This is a genomic window from Coprococcus sp. ART55/1 (genome assembly GCF_000210595.1).
Taxonomy (GTDB): domain Bacteria; phylum Bacillota; class Clostridia; order Lachnospirales; family Lachnospiraceae; genus Coprococcus; species Coprococcus aceti.
Genome location: NC_021018.1, coordinates 760,018 through 778,225, shown reverse-complemented (window position 1 = coordinate 778,225; position 18,208 = coordinate 760,018). Strand labels below are relative to the sequence as shown.

The 18,208-nt window shown below is 42.7% G+C and carries 16 protein-coding genes; all 16 read right to left on the bottom strand.

Features of this window, described 5'->3' with window-relative positions; translation table 11 throughout:
* Positions 1-198: amino acid kinase family protein (locus CCU_RS03745; RefSeq protein ID WP_442852312.1), on the bottom strand; the 198-nt coding region annotated here is incomplete at its 3' end.
* Positions 199-514: 316 nt separating this feature from the next.
* On the bottom strand, positions 515-856 hold the full coding sequence (locus tag CCU_RS03740; protein ID WP_015533631.1) for a hypothetical protein: 342 nt from the start codon (positions 854-856) through the stop codon (positions 515-517).
* Positions 857-973: 117 nt separating this feature from the next.
* Complete coding sequence (locus CCU_RS03735; RefSeq protein WP_243440846.1) at positions 974-1,963, bottom strand: sensor histidine kinase; 990 nt, start codon at positions 1,961-1,963, stop codon at positions 974-976.
* 278 nt (positions 1,964-2,241) lie between these two features.
* Positions 2,242-3,024, bottom strand: coding sequence for a LytR/AlgR family response regulator transcription factor (locus tag CCU_RS03730; RefSeq protein ID WP_243440845.1), 783 nt, complete (start codon positions 3,022-3,024; stop codon positions 2,242-2,244).
* A gap of 67 nt (positions 3,025-3,091) precedes the next feature.
* A complete protein-coding gene (locus CCU_RS03725; RefSeq protein ID WP_243440844.1) occupies positions 3,092-4,735 on the bottom strand; it encodes an InlB B-repeat-containing protein in 1,644 nt (547 codons plus the stop codon).
* A 196-nt stretch (positions 4,736-4,931) separates the two neighbouring features.
* Positions 4,932-6,692 carry a fibronectin type III domain-containing protein gene (locus CCU_RS03720; protein WP_015533627.1) on the bottom strand — a complete coding sequence of 587 codons (1,761 nt, stop codon included), beginning with the start codon at positions 6,690-6,692 and terminating at the stop codon, positions 4,932-4,934.
* A gap of 320 nt (positions 6,693-7,012) precedes the next feature.
* Positions 7,013-7,639: a hypothetical protein gene (locus tag CCU_RS03715; protein WP_015533626.1), complete on the bottom strand. Its 627-nt coding sequence runs from the start codon at positions 7,637-7,639 to the stop codon at positions 7,013-7,015.
* A gap of 82 nt (positions 7,640-7,721) precedes the next feature.
* The gene (locus CCU_RS14015; protein ID WP_015533625.1) at positions 7,722-8,453 is read right to left on the bottom strand and encodes a zinc ribbon domain-containing protein; all 732 of its coding nucleotides are present in this window, start codon (positions 8,451-8,453) and stop codon (positions 7,722-7,724) included.
* Positions 8,447-9,016, bottom strand: a complete 570-nt coding sequence (locus CCU_RS14010) for a hypothetical protein (RefSeq protein WP_015533624.1) — start codon at positions 9,014-9,016, stop codon at positions 8,447-8,449. The genes CCU_RS14015 and CCU_RS14010 overlap by 7 nt, the downstream gene beginning before the upstream one ends.
* A gap of 15 nt (positions 9,017-9,031) precedes the next feature.
* Complete coding sequence (locus tag CCU_RS03705) at positions 9,032-9,556, bottom strand: DUF3592 domain-containing protein (RefSeq protein ID WP_015533623.1); 525 nt, start codon at positions 9,554-9,556, stop codon at positions 9,032-9,034.
* Between the two features lie 100 nt (positions 9,557-9,656).
* Positions 9,657-10,304 (bottom strand): TM2 domain-containing protein, encoded by a 648-nt coding sequence (locus tag CCU_RS03700; RefSeq protein ID WP_015533622.1) that lies wholly within the window; start codon positions 10,302-10,304, stop codon positions 9,657-9,659.
* 70 nt (positions 10,305-10,374) lie between these two features.
* The gene (locus tag CCU_RS03695) at positions 10,375-11,229 is read right to left on the bottom strand and encodes a hypothetical protein (protein ID WP_015533621.1); all 855 of its coding nucleotides are present in this window, start codon (positions 11,227-11,229) and stop codon (positions 10,375-10,377) included.
* Between the two features lie 172 nt (positions 11,230-11,401).
* On the bottom strand, positions 11,402-12,031 hold the full coding sequence (locus CCU_RS03690) for a DNA-binding response regulator (RefSeq protein ID WP_015533620.1): 630 nt from the start codon (positions 12,029-12,031) through the stop codon (positions 11,402-11,404).
* Positions 12,032-12,107: 76 nt separating this feature from the next.
* A complete protein-coding gene (locus tag CCU_RS03685) occupies positions 12,108-13,361 on the bottom strand; it encodes an ATP-binding protein (RefSeq protein WP_015533619.1) in 1,254 nt (417 codons plus the stop codon).
* On the bottom strand, positions 13,358-15,055 hold the full coding sequence (locus tag CCU_RS03680; protein WP_015533618.1) for a histidine kinase N-terminal 7TM domain-containing protein: 1,698 nt from the start codon (positions 15,053-15,055) through the stop codon (positions 13,358-13,360). Before CCU_RS03680 ends, CCU_RS03685 begins: the two co-directional genes overlap by 4 nt.
* A complete protein-coding gene (locus CCU_RS03675; protein ID WP_015533617.1) occupies positions 15,045-18,164 on the bottom strand; it encodes a diguanylate cyclase domain-containing protein in 3,120 nt (1,039 codons plus the stop codon). Before CCU_RS03675 ends, CCU_RS03680 begins: the two co-directional genes overlap by 11 nt.
* Positions 18,165-18,208: the final 44 nt, after the last annotated feature.

Below are 18,208 nucleotides of genomic sequence, written 5' to 3'. Positions count from 1 at the left end.
GAAATCATTCCCTGCCTTCGCAGTTTCATACACATGAAGGAGCATATCTGTTACCTTTGTATCATCTGAAAATCTCTTTCCAGGTGCAGAAGGAACAACGTATACACGGCTCTCATCTGATGTGATGATTGCTCCAACCTTTTTAAACTGCTCTGCACTTGCCAATGAACTTCCGCCAAATTTTACTACCTTTTTCATAATTCCACTATTTCCTTTGCCATATTCTTATTTGAATGTCTTTCTTCTTAAGATTCGCTGGCGAATCTTGCCGCAAGCTGCCAGTCAGCTCTGCTGACATATATCATATCAGCGGCTCAGCAATCCTCACGGAATGTATATCTCTGTCGAAGATAGAGTCCAGACTGAGATATAAGACATAAAAATACACATGCATTTTATACGTCTTTTTGCAATATAGCAAGAGAATTTTAATTTTTGCTATTAAAAAAGGGCAGGCACTCCAATGCGCCCGCCCCTCTGGTATGAAGTCTTCACCACATGATCTAATAATAAACTATTTTGAAATTTCTTCCTTAACCTGAGCAACCCACTCATCAACCGTACCATACCAGTCGATCATTTCCTGAAGCTTTTCTTCCTCAACATCATCATCGCTCTCTAAGATCTGTTTATGCTCATTGAGCACACCGGCCATGTCGACCATTGTATCAACCAAATCCTGATCATAAGCCTGTGGATTTTCGTTGATAATGTTTGCAACCTCATTAAAAGATGTACTTGTCTTATTGAACGCATCAATCGCAGGCTGCTTATCTGCACCGCCGCATGCCACCAGAGACATTCCCATCATCATGGTCATTATGAGAACCATCAGTTTTTTCATTGCCTTTTTCATAATAATTTCCTCCTCTTTATTGCAATCACATAATCTGAGTATATTTTATTATGTATTTGCAATCAGTGAGGTCTAAATGCACGAATCGTACCAAAAATGTATCGAATCGACACTCTTTTACAATGACAGTCTGAGCGTAAACTTGCCATCCTTTTCCGCAAAGCTGAAAACCCCGCCGTAACGCTGCACGATCGCACATATGCTCTGAACGCCTATTCCATGTCCTTCCATATCAGACACAGGTATTCCATTTTGAAACTTTATGGGAGCTTTACAGTCATTTACCACCTGTAAAAAAAGGTGTTTATTTCTTTCATAAAAATTCACATCAATCTCGCATGATCTTCCCTCTGCAGCCAAAGGCACACATGCATGCAAGGCATTTTCCAAGGCATTAGACAAGAGCACACACAGATCACTTTCCGACACAGTAAGATCTGCGGGAATTGCACATTGTATCTTTATTTCAATTTCTTTCTTCCTGGCTCTACCCGCAAATGAAGATAGGATCAGATTCACTGCCTCATTTTCACAGTATATTTGGACCTTCTGCGCCTCAATCTCCTTACATATTCCCGATATATAAGCCTGCGCCTGTTCAACTTCACCATTTTCTATACATGTAGACACATACTGCAGGTGATGACGCATATCATGGCGATACTGTCTGGTCAATGTCTGCGACTCGCGCAGACTGCTGATTTCCCTCACCGCCTGACTTAACTGCAGATCCAGATTATTCCGGATCAGCTTCATCTCATTCTGCATCTGTTCCTTTTTGGAGTTATATAAGAGAAAGGCCAGATATGCAACACAGCATACAAAAGGCATAAATTCCGCTACAACGTAACTGCCACTCAAAAGAAGGTTCGTATACACTATTGTAAAATAGTCAAATACATAATATAGCGCCGGTATGATTCCAAACTGCCATTGCTCCCTGAGACTTTTATCTGACAATCCTCTGACTGCAGGTGACACAAAATTAAGCAGAAGCAGCAATGCAGGGATTGTAACCACAAGTTCTGTAATATCCTGCATCATCTGCCTTCCCGAAAATGCAGCAACTGTGGCAAGTGCAACCCATCTTCTAAGTTCGCAGCACAAGTATGCCGCCTGTACAGAAAAAACAGACCACAGCAATTTTCCTGTCAACATCCAGAGAACAATGACCAATGGAAGATGCACCGCCAACGGATAAATATGTCTTACAAAATCAGCGCCCTTGCTGAAATATAATATGCTCTGTATCAGCGGGAGTAAAACCATGCATCCTATGAAAATGAGTTTTCTTTTCCTAGTGGACAGCGCATTACAAAATGACGCTGATAATATTCCCCCAAAAAAGCTCACAGCCATATTGTTAAGAAGCGAAATATATAGGCTCATATCATTACCTGCCTGTTCTGGAACGCATATTCAAGGAATGCATCCTTTACTTCATTGTATTTTCCCCGTGGAACCGGTATTTCTGCAAGACTAGACATGGTAATCCCCCTAAATGTTATGTTTTGCACATATTCCAGATTTACCAGATAAGAACGGTGAGGTCTGTGAAAAAAAGGATACGTGGAAAGCTGCTTTACAAGCTCATCCATGCTGCCGGCGCTTTCCAGTACTTTTCCTGTATTCAGGTGAAATATAAGGGTGCGGTGAATGACTTCGCAATATTCCAGGGCTTTTATATCTATACGGGTGATTCCACTCTTACATCGCAGAATGAGGCTGGTCTCCGCCTCCTTTTTACAGGCTGCAAGCACAGAATCAAGCAAACGGAAAAAGCTCTCTGCCCAGATGGGCTTTAATTGATAATAGTATGCGCCTATAACGTAAGACTGCACCGCAAACTCAGAGGACGAAGTGACAAATATGATCTTGACGTTTTTATCGTATTTTCGTATCTCCGTTGCCGCTTCAATTCCATTCTCTCCCGGCATCAAGACATCCATAAACAGGATATCATATCTGTTTCCCTTCTCTATTTCCGCCACCAGGTCAAAAGGATGATTAAAAATATTGTATTCTATTTTGCAGTCTCTCTCCGCACAATACTGTTCCATAAGCCTTTGCATCTCAGCAAGCACAGAAACATCATCATCACAAAACGCAATTTTTGCCATAATCCCCTTTATGCCTCCTTGGCGCCAAATATTTTCTCCATCACTCATTATCGCACATTTTCCACAATTCGACAACAAAGGGGCTATTCTTCGTTTTGCATCGATTTATACGAATTTATTTTCTCACCCACCTGGCATAGAGTTTCCTGCTGCCGGTGCTACCGGCTGCAATCTTCGTAACCTTTTTCTTGAATTTTGGATCGCTGTACCACCCCTTGAATGTATAACCCTTTCTGACCGGATTCTTCAAGACTATAGTCCTAGATGTGACGGTATAACCGGCTGGATTTGACCGGCTGTTTGTCCCCTTGCCAAGCCTGTACTGGATCTTATACTTTACCAGCTTCCACCTTGCGTATAATGTCTGATTCCTGGTGGTCCTCACAACCGAGCTGCTGCCGATCCTGCTGCCGCCACTCTTTGCTGTGTACCAGCCTGCAAATGTATATCCCCTTCTGGTCGGTGCCGGCAGTGCTCCGTAAGTTTTTCCACAAATGACTGTCTTACTTCCGGAACTCACTCGCCCTCCATTTGGAGCAAATGCTATTCTCACGCGCTTTACTGTGTCCGTGTATTTTGCAGTAAAAGAAAGCTTGGTGGATGCTCCCGCCACACGCAATGCAACCTTTTTACTTCCCGCCTTCCACGTCATCTGATTTAAGGCATATGCAATAATCCCATTTTGAATACCCGAAATGCTCGGCGGATATGACGCATTGTCAGTACTGACTTCGAATTTGGTTTTACCTGCATTGAGATTTTTCTGAATCCTGTCAGCGTAAGCCCGCGCCCACTTTGCGGCATCTCCGTTCCTGACAAAATAGTTATCTGCCAGACTTGTGGAACGTGTGCCATAACCGCTTGCCGTATAAATCTTATTATGACCGTTGTGTGCCAACGCCATGAGTTCATCCGTCAGTCCAAAATACAAATGCGTAGGATCAAAGTTATAATAATTGTCCTTTGTATCATCCCATGTACAGTCCACTTGATACCATTTGCCATCCAGCTTCATGGCATTCCAGGTATGTCCATCATAGGTATCCCTTGTCTCAGCATTTGTTATGCCGGCTGCAGTAAGCAGTTTTGAATAGGCACTCTCATAGGCTTGACATGTGCCCAGCTTTCGTGCCAGTGCGCTCTCTGCCGAAGACCATTTCAGGGAATGATCGTAATCAAGCTGCTGCAACAGCCAGTCATGCAGCCACAATGCCTTTTCATAGTCTGAACCATCAGTCTCCTTGCTACACTTTTTTACCGCAGCATTCACGATGTCACCCACGCTCGGATAAGCCTTGTCAGATACCTGTATATTTGTGCTCACACGCATATAATAGACACCTGACGTCTTGTCCATTACATAAAACCTGAAGTTATAGATTCCCGAAGCGGTCATTGTGAATTCAAAGTCGTGAGATTCGCACTCATCTGTATATTGAATCCACGCTCCGCGGCTTGGATCCGCCACGGATTCAAAACTATACTCACCCGGATTGGAATAACTCGGTGCATCCATTCTAAACAAATACCGGCCACTGCCACCATCCGCCGAAACGTGGAATGTTGTATCCTCTCCTAATTTGGGTTCGTTCCATTCAACCTTTAATGCGACACCTTTTTGAGAATCACTTTCAGCACTGTACTTATATTCTGTAACTCCCTCTTGGGGATTTGTTAATGAACCAACAGATTCTTCCTGCGCATAGCCTATCACTCGAATCGTCGATACACCTGTCATCACCAGTATTAATGTCAACATAAATGTTGCTAATTTCCTTTTTATCATAAGCAGTACCTTGAACCTTTCTTAATGTCAAAATAACATCACTACATATCAATCTCTTAATATATCTAGCATAACAGAAACACCGTTTTTTTGCCACAAAAAACCCCGCTGCAGAGTATTTCTGCTTCGGGGTTTTGCGGTTATCTGTTGACCGGTTCAGATAACACCATTACTTGATTTTCGCGCTGACAAGCTTGCTGAAATCAGAAGCCACAACAGCCTTTCCAGCCTTCTTGTTGGCAACAACCTTGAAGTAGTAGGTCTTGCCGCTTGAAAGCTTTTTGATGTTTGCGCTGTTTTTGATAACAGTGAGCTTTTTGAAGCCGCTGTTTTTCTTTGTGCTGTAATATACCGTATAGCTGTTTGCACTCTTAACCTTTGTCCAACTGACGGTTGCCATTTTATTTCCTGCTTTGACCTTGACCGAAGTCGGCGCAGAAAGCTTTGTTGCGGTCAGAAGCTCCTTTGAAACGAGAGAAAGAACCTTTTTGCCATCAATCTTCTTATAGGCTTTGACAACAATCTTGTACTCCGTACCCTTTGAAAGCTTTTTAAATGTGTGTGAGAGCTTCGTTGTATCAGCTCTATTGACAAGCTTTTTGCCCTTGTAAAGGTATACTCTGTATCCGCTTACACCGGCAACCTTTTTCCATGAAGCCGTGATTGAGTTTGTGGTCTGCTTAACGCTGATCTTGCTCGTCGCGGCGGGAAGAATGTTGAAATTCAGCTTTTTGCTGCCGCTGTAATTGCCCTTGAAGGTAACGGTTACTGTTGCCTTGCCGATATTTTTGTTTTTACTGTAAGCAACGGTGTAATCTGTTCCATTCTTAAGCGTTTTTTTGTTTGCATCCTTAACGATGACCGAAGGCTTCTGAACCTTTCCGTTATATGTATACGCCGACTTTTTCAGCGAAACTGACTTAATTCTCGCTATCGAAATTGTTGGTGCTATCGTACTGCAAACAGTGCACTTCTTGGTAATCTTGCCATTTGAGGTAAAAGTAGCCTTGACAACAGACTTGGAGTACTTATGTCCGAGAGCCTTGACTTTGGTCTGAGCGACTATAACGGTGTTGCAAACCGAGCAGTGCTTACCTTTGGTGAGACCCGTCTTTGTGCAGGTTGCTTTAATTTCGTTATCTATAACCGCATTATGTTCCTTACAGGAGATGTTAACTATGCAGTCTTGACTTTCTGAATTAGTGATATACGGTGTAACATCGTAGGTTTTGTCTTTTTCAAGTCTGACTTCGGTAACTTTGCCTTTATCGTTACTAGAGACGAATTCACTAAGCTTGTTATTCTCAACAAGGTTTACTTCTGTTCCCTGAATATTTCCGCTGCCGAGATTTGACGAAGTTATGGTGATAAGATAAACCTTCGTTTCCGTCGGAGTAAAGAAGTAAGCGGTTATGTTTTTACAGGAATTGTCACCGTAACCTATTTTGGTCGGGTTAACATATTGCTTGCAGCTTTGGCAGTATGTGCCATTACATACAAGGCTCTGGTGCTGCTTCGGAATGACTTTCTGAATTGCATACTCACAGCCTGTGTGTTTGCAGTGTCTGGATTCCCTTCCATCTTTGTCGCAGGTTGCCGGCCAGTCAACCGTATAGGTGTCGCTCAAATCGTGTCCAAGTGCTGGCAGTTCGGTGTAACCCTCATAATATTTGCAGCCGAAGCACTCATAGCCGACCGTTCTTCCCTTTCTGATGCATGTTGCCTCTTTAGCAGCGAGAGTTCTGCCAAACTGATGCTCCTGGAAGCTTTCAAGAGCATCACACTTTTTACAGTACTTGTAGTGACCAAGAAGTGATGTCCTTTCCTCTAATTCAGGCTCAGAATCGTGACAGGAGGAGATAATTTCTATATCCGCATCCAACTTAACAAAGTCAGGCCAGGTATTGTATACCCTGGTACCGTTGTGCATACTAACATAGTTCGGCTTTTCCAGAGATTGTGATAGAACTATGTCATAGAAATGAGGAGGCTGGCCACCGTAATAGATTGAATTTACATTTCCCTTTTGTCCAATATAACAGCCACCAAGCCTTACTTTTCTGCTGGATGGGGTGTTTTGGAAATATATTGTGCTGAACGGCTGTTCATTAAGAAGCTGATTTGAAATTACTTCTATTTCTGAGTTTCCTGTTATTGTAACATTGCCCTGCGGCTCCGGTCCGTATGAATATATACAAGACGGGACGCGTGCATTATTCTGAATAAGAGTACCGGTGATATAGAGATTGTTTATATCATAGAAGGAATAACGTGGTGCCTGTTCTTATCGTTTATATAAGTGTCACTTCCGGATTGTGCTGTAAGAGTGAGATTATAGTTGATAAACTTCCCTGCTTTTCCAAGAATATTCACATCTGCGTTTGGGTTATTCACAGCGATCATTGAAGTTTCGTTGGCTGTTGAGTTAAAGATTATCTGTCCGCCGGACTGGGTTGTGGTAATTGTGAAGTCGGTGTTTGCCTTGGAACCCGAAAAAACCACAAACAGATCCCTTGTCTCCTCGTCTGAACGAATATCAGTTGTAACTTTCAAGGTTTTTCCGTTCAAGTCAAGGGTGATTTTTCCGGGATAGCTAACTGTGATTTCGGAATACCACTCCTGCTCATCCTGATAGCTCCAATCGCTCGGAACTTGCTCTTCGTAATCTATGTTATTTTTGAGAACAACAAGCTTATCGGGTGAATTTGTCTCGTTTGAGGTGGCTTCAAGAGCTTTTTCTAGCTCAGCAAAGTTGGTTACATAGGTTGTGTTTTCGTCAACCGAATGATTGTCCGCTGCCGAAACAGTAAATACTGATGCCTCGAGCATCAGTATGACAAGTGTTACGACAGTCAAAAGTTTTTTCTTTTTGTTCATAGGTTTCCCTCCTTTTAAAATTAATAATATGTAAATGTTTCCCTTCCCTACCCTAATCGGCATTGCAGGATTTTAACAGGATTCAGCTTTTTATTTTCCACTTTTCGCTATCTCCGTGAAGGGTATAACCGCAATAAGAACAGCATCCGTTTTCATCTGGCAAGAATGTTGCTCCGCAGCTAGGACATTCCTTTTCAGCAAAGAATTCACCGTCAGACTTTCTTTTTTCTGGATATCTAGCCCTTTGCATGGTCAGTTTCTTTTTAAATTTTTTTGTAAACGGTTTCTTATTTTCAGGAAGAAAGGTTTTTGTTCCATAAACTTCAGACTTAACCGTTGTTATTTCATCTGTGTTAGAGACTTTTAAAAGCTTGATCGTGCCGATACTGAAATCAAGCAGATCATTGTCATTTTCGTTTTTGCTAAAGTATTCGTTTAAGCAGGATCTGAGGTAGTTCTCTGAATATCCTACGATCTTTTTCGCTAAATTGTCTTGTTTAACTTTTCCACAAATAATAGGTGTAACAATCGTTCCAAAAGCAAGAATCGCTGCACCGACGCCGGCTGCAAGGGAAATCTCCGTATCCTCGATCAAGTATAAGCATGGAAAGACACTTAAGAAAAGTATGAAACCGGACAAAAGAAGCTGTAAAAATCTTTTCATATTTGTACTGATCGTTTCATAAATCTCAAACGATTCAGTCTGCCAATCGTAAAACTCGTTTCTTATAACGGCGCCGCAATATTCACAGGTAACCTGCTGACTGTTCAGCTTGACTCTTGCACCGCATGATGGGCAGGTTATTCTCAACATATCGTGATAATAGCTTTTCTTATTCTCTTTTTGTCTGTGCGGCGAACGTGTCTCGACTGAAGTATTCGGAGATATGAATTTTTACGGTATATCTCATGCTGAACCCTGTTGCCTTGCATTGACTCGAAACGCTCCAGGGTGCTGCACTTCAAAACCGATTCCCGCCATTCTCTGCCATCATCGTTCCATGTTTCAAAGTTATTTTTAGGAATGGGAACAACATCCGTGACGTAAATTTTGCGGCATAGCTTATTCTTATTAAGTACGTCGATCTGACTGACGATTTTTTTTCGGAAAGCCAGGTCCATTCTTGCCGTAAGAAGCTTTTGATCCGCTTTTCCAAGCGGAATCAGTACTCTTTCAAATGCTTTTCTTATATCCTTTCGGATTTTCGAATCCTGTAGAGGAGTTTCCCTTTTTGCCAGCAATCTTTCCAGCTTAGCTTTTTTCAAATTCTTGGGAAGATATTCCGAAAAATCCATTACAAGTATACTTTTACCGATATAGAATGTACATAATATAGCAAAAGAAGCTGCAATGCACAGCGATACTGATAAATCCATAAAATCACCTCTGATTTATTCCTTGCTGACCACTTCATTTTCGCTCTGCTTTTTCCGTTTGTCTTTTACAATGTCACATATCATTATAACAACAAGGAACAAGCCAAAAGGGATTGCCGCGCAATAGAGAAGGAAATCAACGGGATTCCCCTCCGGGGAAAGCTTGTAATTTCCTTTTGTAGTTTTATAGACCTCTACTTTTATTGTATCGCCTTTTCTCAATTTATCGTATGTGTATCCTTTTGCGATATCTCTTGGCCAAACGCGTTCTTCGCACTTTCCTTTATAGGTCTTTCCGTCAATTTCATATGAAATTCTGAATTTATATGTTGTATAATCTACATCGCCATTGTCATCCTTACTATCGTAGGTTGAAAAGTCAACAATAACAGCGGAAACTTTCCGTATATCAGTTGAGGCTGCATATTCTTTCTTTTCAATTCTGCTTGTGACAATTCCGAATACACCCAAAACCATCGATGCTATGCCGGCGACCATAATAAATATGGTCATTTTGATGTGCTCTTTTCTTTTACTCATAACAAGTTCTCCTTTCGCAATCAGGACTGTGCCCGAATGAGTTCAGGCACAGTTCCCAATTTTAAGCCATATTTATCTAAAGGCTGTCAAGAAGTACTGTCTATTTTTTTTGAATAGGATTTCCGTCTTTGTCAGTGAATTTGCCGGTAATGATCTTTATCAGATCAACAAGTACACCGATTCCAAAAACGCCGGCGGTAAAAAGATAGAGAATGCCTGATCCTACTTTGCCCACATAGAAACGGTGGCCACCAACTCCGCCGAGGAAAAGGCAGAGAAGAAGGGCTACAAGCCAATCCTTTTCCGTCTGTCCACTGCCGTTTACACCAACGGGTGCTACATAATCTTCAACCTGCTCGCCGTTGAGTATCTTTTTAACATTTTCGGTCACCTCATCAAGATACTCACCTCTTTGAATAGGAAGATTAGCTACTCCGCTTACACCTTTTTGAATTACGCTGTTTTTGTCAACTCGCATACCGTTGACGGTTGTTGTGTTCTCCTGGATGTTTGCCATGACTTTAATTTTGTTGCCATCCTTAACAAAGACCCAGACCGTAACGTCTAGGTTCGGTTCTTTCTCAAAGGAAATGCGCTTTCCTGGGATGCCCCCTTTGATTTTGAAAGGCATTTTAAAAGCCGATGCATGTGTGCTAAGCTTTTCATATACATCTTCAATTGTGGTTGTATAAGAGAGTTCAAACTCTCTCGGGGCTGTTGCAGCTGCCATTGATTTAATATCTACCATATTTTTTCCCTCCTTTTTTTCTTTTTCCCTTTTTTATTTTATTATTCCGTGCTTTAACTCACACGGTAGATTACGGTCGTCCCTCAATTTCATCAATCTGGCCCGTATACTGTACACTCATACCCATGCTTATGTAGTATTGCACCTCCTGAGACTCCAAAAGGATTTCCCTTGCTATTGCTACATTCTTATCCTCGGACTCACCGCTGCCGCCATAATCGGAATATATTGAAAAATCATAGTAATTTCCGTCAACAAGCTGCCCATCCATTCCTGACAGCATCGGGAATACCGAAAAAGAGTCGTTTCCTTTTTTAAAGCTCAGCGATACATTTGAATGTATTTCACTTTCATTGCAGCGCAGTAAAAAATAATCAATTCCATTTCCGTTGTAATTATAGAGTGTATTGTCGGTATTTACAGAATATTCACCATTATCAGTTATTTCCGCCCGATAAACAGACACACTGTATTTTGTATCGGCAATAACTACCGCATAAAGCTCCGCACCACCCACATTGACAAGGGGCGCGCCGCAGAGAAAATCATATTTATCCGCATACTGACTGTCTTTTACGAAATTTAGGATTCCTTCCTCATCAGCCTCGTAACCGACATAACCGATATAGGCAATTCCAACCGATTCTTTATTGTCAAGAATTGTGTTTTGAAGTCTTGATAAATCTGTGTCTTTTTGTACCGATGCTTCTGTGGTTGCTTCTATGGTCGCTTCTGTAGTTGCCTCAATGGTTGCTTCTGTAGCCGCCTCTGTGGTTGCTTCTGTGGTCGCCTCTGTGGTTGTGGCGGTTGTTTTATCTTCGGTCAGATTGGAATCCTCTGACGGTTTTGCCACACATCCAGAAACCAAGGCTGGCATAATTAAAACCATCAACAGGGTCATAATGTATTTGTTATATTTCAACATTCATTGCTCCCCCCTTTCTACTACAACTATAGTCTTACACATTCTATTGTACGGATTTTTTGAGGTCTGTCACTGGCACAAGTGCCAGTGACAGAAAAAACTATTTTCAAACTTTTTTTGACTTTGGGACATAAAAACCCCTTGACCGTGTCAGTCAAGGGGTTCATTTACTCTATTCGTCTTTTAAAGTGGTCACCATGAGCTTGTTCTCAATAGCTGTCACAACCAACGCTTCTCGATTCTCAAATCTACCTTTTTCAACCATATCGTCTAAGTTCCAGCGCACACCGTTTTTGGAGATGCCCAGTTTATCGGCAATCTCCTGATATGTAAAGCCCTTTATGTATAAGCGGAGAATATCAAGCTGTCGGGGCGAGAATGTATCGGACATTGTGCCTTCCATTTCAATTGCAGGAGAGGTGTCAGGAAATACTTTTTCGCCTGCAAGGGTACGCCTTATCACACTTATCAGCTCCTCTGTGCCGTGGTCTTTATACCACAGGCTGTCTGCTGCACCTGTCTTTGCTCGTTCCAATACCTGCGGGTCGACAAGTGAGGTTACAATCACTATTTTGATATTCGGAAAAGCCTTTTTTATACGTTTTGCGGCGGCAAGACCGGAGTGCTTGTGCTGTGTTTGTACATCCATAAGAATAAGTTGTATTGAGCTATTGCAGTTTCTCTCTGCCTCAAAAGCGTCACGATATACGCCGACAAGGCGAAAAATTTCGTTTGATTTCAGCCGCTCGGCAAAATGCTTTTGAATATATAAATCATCTTCAACCAGTATTGTATTTATCATATATCGTTCTCCTTTTATTGAACATCAGCTCATTAATAATCGTATTTGGCAAGAGCTGGTGCTGCATGTCAGGTTTTCATATAAAACTTGACGCATCCTTTGGAATGATAAGCAGCAATTCAAATCGTGGTTTATATACAGTGTGCATTTCTCCACCGGCAGATTCTATGCTGTGGCGAATCGACGAGAGTCCGCTGCCCTCCTTAATAGGGCCCGACGGTGCAGCGCCATTGTTCGTTATCGTAATATCAAACACATCCTTTCGCCCATTTACGCTGATATATACCTCATTGCCTCCGGCATGCCTGATACAATTTGTTACACATTCTTTTGCAGCGACAACGGTAAGCTCTTCGGCAAGTGAATCGGCCGGAAGGCATCCATCCATCATCACCGTTACACCGAGGATTTCCGCTGTCTGAACAACCTCTTCCATCGTTCCGCTGGCTGTCACTCGATCACTTGTAAGCACTGCGGTTGCTTCCTGTAAAGCCTCAAGCTTTTTGTCAGTGTTTTCATCGCTTTCCATTATATCACGAATTGTCAGCAAGCTTCTTCCGATTGTGTCATGTATATGTATTTTCAGGTCAAGAATTTCTTTTTCTTTTATATCATCGGCCATTCGTTCATACATTTCTTGTAGCTTTCGATTAACCTCTTTCAGCTCATCGTTAATAGCAGTTTGACGAACGTTGCCATTATAAAGTTCAGTGACATTATGCGCTGTCATTTGAAGCCAGTTTTCATCATTGTCAACGGCTATATTCTGCTTGCGGAATTGCCAAACTGTCTTATCGGGCAGTATGTAACAATCTCCGTTAGCAATAATACTTTTATCGGGGTGCTCCAACGCTTTTTCAAGATCATCGGTAATCTGAAACTCATGCCCGCTCAGTGCAAACGACAGATGACGCATACGGTCATTGCAAAGGACAATACGCCCGTTCGGATCAGCAAAGCACAAACCCATAGGCAGCTTGTCTGTGGCATCTTTAACGGAAAATGGAGATAGCATGTTCTTTCGGCGGCGATACTCTCTCGTCATAGCAAAGGCAAAATGAACAACAACAACGAAAATTACTGTAATGAAAATCAGCCAGGGGGCATCTAATAAAAACGCATCCTTGCCATTGAACGGATCCCCCTGTGTTACCGAGAACAAAAGCGTAAGCAAAAACGCAAAAATCACAAGACTCGGTAAATTATCATGCAATTTTGAACGATGCGAAAGTTGATATATAAAAAGTCCCAATTCAAGCACAGCTTCCACAAACAGCAGAAGTGGTATTAAGGTCTGCAAAAAGACCGGAAGTGAAGAAAAGGCACTCATACGGCGGCACCTCCCTCAATAATAAATACAAGATGCTGGTAGCCTGCGTCATCGTCCATTTCATAAAGAACGTTACCTTTATTTAAAAAGATCGACAGGTCGGCTTCGCAACAGACATTCAGCGACAGCCGCAATCCGTTTATATTTGCGAGGCTTATCTGCACACTTGTTAAATTTTCAAGATCTGCTTCTATTACTTCCTCATAAAAATCTAATATCGCAGCAGCATTTTTGTCCGAAATCATGGAAAGTTCACTGTCCACATACAGAGTATTGCGTACATTTAAAAGCTTTAATGTCTGTAACGATTCGGAAAAAGCTCTCTCAAGCTCGCTGACTGCAACCTTACAATCTCGGTCGGCAAGCAGTGTCAGATGCTTACGGCGTTTGATATAACTACATAAAACGGCAATCTCGGCAAGTAGCATTTTAACTCTGTCTGTATCAGATTTTGAGATTCGGCGGTATTCCTGTGTCAATGCCGCAATGCGGTTGATCTGTTTTTGTGTTGCCGACTGCAATAGATCGAACAGTCGGTTTTGCTCCTCCACCTTGCGGCGTTTCGACTCCCGCCTGTATTCATAGCGAAGGATCTCATTTCTTTCGGCAAGTTCTTCCGCAAGACATTCTGATTCTTCCTTAATGGCAAGCAGCGCCGACACATCCTCTGTCCATACCGCATAACCGCCGCCGATGGGCATAGTATGTACGGTCAGCCCACCGTCTACTGTGACAGGAGCTTTCTCGGCTTTTCTCATTGTTTCTTTTGATATAGGTTCAATATTCAACGCTGCATAGCGAATGTTGAAGTCTCTGTCAGTAATTTCTGCCGATGTGCCGACAGATGAGGCAAAAAGATCTGCGTAACGGCTGTTTGAATGAATATATCCGCAGGCAATGCAAGCCTCGAAACCGAGCATATACATAAGACTTTGAAACGCCGTAACGTCACCGAATAAATGTTTCAGCCATGGCGTACCAACATAGTTCAATGCAAGATAAGCCAGCGATATCGCAAATGGAATTACGGGCAAATAACGATGCTTACCGTTCTTTAACCTGCATTTAAAGAGCATAAAAATAAGCGCTGCTACGGCACAAAACACCTGCCATACGATCACGGCAAAATAGCACACACCGTAGCCATGATCTGTATCAGACCAGACATCCGCATCTTTAGGGAATGTGAAAACTAATTGATGTAAATCATTCGTAAGCACTAGAATAAGCAAAACTCCCGAAACGACAGACAATAGCCAGACAGATTTTGGCAGTTTATATTCATCGGGCTTGCCCAGAGACATTGCGATCAGCAGTGCAAGCATGGGTACAAACAGCATTGGCAGATAGAATAGATACCACTGGTATCTTATTGCAACCGGCTGCCAGAATATAAAGTATTTGGCTGAGCGAAAGGTAAACCACAAAATCAAAAGCACCGAAACGCCTACCAGATATTGTCCGACCTGTTTCTGCACGATACGTTGGCGGATTGAAATTCCCCAGGCGGCATAAAGCCCGATATAAATGAAACTACGCAGATAAGAAAACAGAGTAGGATAGAAACTTCCTCTTCCAATAAGTCGAAAAGAATATGCCAAAATTACGGCAAACAAGATCAGACTCATAGGAAGCAAAGGTTCTTTGTGGAGTTCTTTGTGAACTTCTTTGAAAATATACGATCTACTCCCCATGCCTCTTCACCTCAATCCTGCCTCTTCCACTCTCCTTAACATCATAGAGGGCGTTATCCGCCTCCTCATACATCTCATTGAATGTCAGTTCAGTTCTTGCGATCACAGCTCCCATGGATATCCCTGTTCCTCCCTCAGTGGCCTTCACAGTCAGGTTCACCTTGTCAAATATCTGCTGAGCACGTTCCCTTATCACGTCATCAGACACACTCTTGTTGAAGAACAGCATAGCTGCAAATTCATCACCACCCATACGGCATGCGTAGTCATCACCGCGGAGTGCTGCCTGCAGTGTCTGTGCCACAAGGACAAGAAATTTGTCGCCGTTGTGATGTCCGTAGGTGTCGTTGTACTGCTTGAATCTGTCTACATCCATCATGATCATCACCGCTGTGTGCGTACACTCAAGAAGTCTCTGCTCCATGTCACTTCTAAATGCTGCATGGTTCAAAAGTCCCGTGAGTGGATCTGTACGATAGGTATTCTCCCAGTTTCTGAGTCTCACATCCGCCTTATTCTGCTCCGCATCTGTCAGCATCTTCAGGGCATATGTACTTGATACATCCACTATTACTATTTCCCCTCTGTCCTTCTGAAGTGCCGAATCATAAAACATTCTTCCAGAGCATAATACATATATATCCCTGCCATCCTTCCGATGTATCTTGTGTTCCTGAAATACAAATGTACTTTTTGCCAGATTCGCATTTACCTGGCAGAGATATTCTGTTTTATCCTCATCCGGTATAAGGTCGATCTGGTTTATGATATTATTCTCTATGTCCTCCTTGCTGTAACCCGTCAGCTCCTCAAAATTATCATCTACAGATATGATCCTCCAGTTTTCATCCACCAGATATCTGCTGTGCTTTACTGTATGTACACGAAACGCATCCTTGCCATATTCAGAAGAATCCACCATCTGCCTACGCGCCATGATCCGGATCTCTGTCTGTCCGTCGTCTGTGCTGACGCCATCACCATCAGAGTCCGCCAGACCATCTCCTGGGACAGTGCGCTCTCCTATATTCTCGCCATTACCATCTACACTAACACCCCCATCAGCAGCCCCCTGCGTTGAGTCAGCTGCCAGAGAATCCGCATACTTCTCTGATACAAGCCTGATAAACTCCGAAACTATATACGGATCAAACTGACTGCCAGCGCAGCTCTTTAATTCTTCTATCGCTTTTGGTATCGGCATACCCTTTCTGTAAGGTCTGTCATTGATCATTGCGTCAAATGCATCGACCACCGCGATCACACGCGACAGAACCGGTATGCTCTCACGGCTCAGCCCATCCGGATATCCATTTCCATCCCATCTCTCATGATGATGCCTTATCTCCTCCGCGATCTGTCTGAGCTCTGTGTTGCTCATGGCGATCTCGTATCCCTTCTCAACGTGGGAACGCATGATCTTCCATTCCTCATCTGTGAGTTTTCCCGGCTTGTTGAGTATCTCCATAGGAACTCCTACCTTTCCTATGTCATGGAGCAGGCAAAGAAGTGCCAGCTTGCTCTGCTGGATATCTGACAGCTCTATTCGTCTGCCAAGCTCAGCCCCCATCTCCTGTGTACGGCGCACATGCTGTTCCGTATCGCTGTCGCACTCCTCAAGAGCCCTTATGAGTGATGTCAGCATATCCGAGTGCAACGATTCACTGTCCACAAGCTTTTTTGTCTTCATGGCTGTTGCCGCATCAATGATTGCAGCGACTATGCTCTGTCCCTCATCCGCAGCCACCCCCACTGCATACTGTATACTTCCATCAAACTGTTCTTTGACCTTTTCAACACATGCAGCCATCTCTTCCTCATTGCTGTGACTGCAAAGTGCTATCAGGTGCGCATCAATACCCCTGACATAATATGTTCTCTCTGGAAAGTTCTTTCTCATGATGCCCGCAAGTGCATTTATCCTCTGGTCACCCGCCTGATTACTACGAGTGCTGTTGATCACAGACAATCCGTTGATATCGCATATTGCCACTCCAACCGGAAACGTAAAATGGTCCACCTCTTCCATGGCAAGTCTCTGAAAGCTATCCCATTTCTGAAATCCTGTAAGCATATCCGTCTCCAGAGATATATCAGAAAATACAAACATCTGACCAAGCCTGCGACCTTCCCTGTTGTCAAGCCTTCTGATATCGCACCTTAAAGGTCTGTCTCCGTCATCACCTTTTATATAGCACTGCAGAGAAAAACTGTCGTCATCAGCTGCAAGATCAACGGACAGATCATACGTCTCAAGAAACTGCTGCAGATTCTCACATTTGCAGAGGAGTTCCTTTCCAAGGAAATCATCCGCCCTGTCATTGTGCAGGATCAAATGATTGTCATAATCAAACAAAACTATTCCCTGACCTATATTCTCGAATATGTTTGTCTTTAGTTTATTGAGCATTCCATGGGTTGAATAATTAAAGCAGCTCCAGTACAGAATATATGATGTAAGACTATAGCCACAGATGGAATAATCCAGAAGTTTGTACACCTCCGATCCCGGAACGTAGAGAAATATTGCATTTATCCCGACAAGCGCAAGAAGTCCCAGGATGACACTGCTGTACTGCAAACGATATTCATGTGGGATCTTGCAAAGTTTCTTTACAAGGAGTATGAGTACTACACACACAAGCGCATATGAAAAAACCAGATGCATATCATACAGCGGTTTCATATCATAGCTGTATTTTGCTATCACGGTGTCTCTTCTGACATACCCTATCGCTATATTTTTGAATGGGTTTATGGCAAATATTACAAGCTCATACAGGCAGTAAAAAAAGCATACGCCTATCGCCGCTCTTCCACACTTTGAAAAACGTCCTTTTGTAAAATAAACAATAAATATGAGCAGACATACCAGCATATAATCAATGCTTACGAAATATATACTCGACATGACGGACATGGCCATATACGAATCGCTTATAATGCTGATAAGATAACTGATATCAACTATAGCTGCTCCTATGCAGGCAAGCCCCAGAAACCTTCCCGTCGTCTTATTCTTTTTTATGGATTTCATAGCCAGTATAATATCCGTGGCGGCTATTATAATTGACGAAAAGACATATATCTTCAAAACGACTTCATTCATACTCATTCCTCCTGAACACCAGCCATACAAAATTTGCCTATATT

What these genes read in the sequence shown, in the direction of transcription:
- CCU_RS03740 (WP_015533631.1), bottom strand. Translation starts at nt 856, where the DNA reads ATGAAAAAGGCAATGAAAAAACTGATGGTTCTCATAATGACCATGATG.
- CCU_RS03730 (WP_243440845.1), bottom strand. Translation starts at nt 3,024, where the DNA reads ATGAGTGATGGAGAAAATATTTGGCGCCAAGGAGGCATAAAGGGGATT.
- CCU_RS03725 (WP_243440844.1), bottom strand. Translation starts at nt 4,735, where the DNA reads ATGTTGACATTAATACTGGTGATGACAGGTGTATCGACGATTCGAGTG.
- CCU_RS03720 (WP_015533627.1), bottom strand. Translation starts at nt 6,692, where the DNA reads ATGCACAACGGTACCAGGGTATACAATACCTGGCCTGACTTTGTTAAG.
- CCU_RS03715 (WP_015533626.1), bottom strand. Translation starts at nt 7,639, where the DNA reads ATGAACAAAAAGAAAAAACTTTTGACTGTCGTAACACTTGTCATACTG.
- CCU_RS14015 (WP_015533625.1), bottom strand. Translation starts at nt 8,453, where the DNA reads ATGTTGAGAATAACCTGCCCATCATGCGGTGCAAGAGTCAAGCTGAAC.
- CCU_RS14010 (WP_015533624.1), bottom strand. Translation starts at nt 9,016, where the DNA reads ATGGATTTATCAGTATCGCTGTGCATTGCAGCTTCTTTTGCTATATTA.
- CCU_RS03705 (WP_015533623.1), bottom strand. Translation starts at nt 9,556, where the DNA reads ATGAGTAAAAGAAAAGAGCACATCAAAATGACCATATTTATTATGGTC.
- CCU_RS03700 (WP_015533622.1), bottom strand. Translation starts at nt 10,304, where the DNA reads ATGGTAGATATTAAATCAATGGCAGCTGCAACAGCCCCGAGAGAGTTT.
- CCU_RS03695 (WP_015533621.1), bottom strand. Translation starts at nt 11,229, where the DNA reads ATGTTGAAATATAACAAATACATTATGACCCTGTTGATGGTTTTAATT.
- CCU_RS03690 (WP_015533620.1), bottom strand. Translation starts at nt 12,031, where the DNA reads ATGATAAATACAATACTGGTTGAAGATGATTTATATATTCAAAAGCAT.
- CCU_RS03685 (WP_015533619.1), bottom strand. Translation starts at nt 13,361, where the DNA reads ATGAGTGCCTTTTCTTCACTTCCGGTCTTTTTGCAGACCTTAATACCA.
- CCU_RS03680 (WP_015533618.1), bottom strand. Translation starts at nt 15,055, where the DNA reads ATGGGGAGTAGATCGTATATTTTCAAAGAAGTTCACAAAGAACTCCAC.
- CCU_RS03675 (WP_015533617.1), bottom strand. Translation starts at nt 18,164, where the DNA reads ATGAATGAAGTCGTTTTGAAGATATATGTCTTTTCGTCAATTATAATA.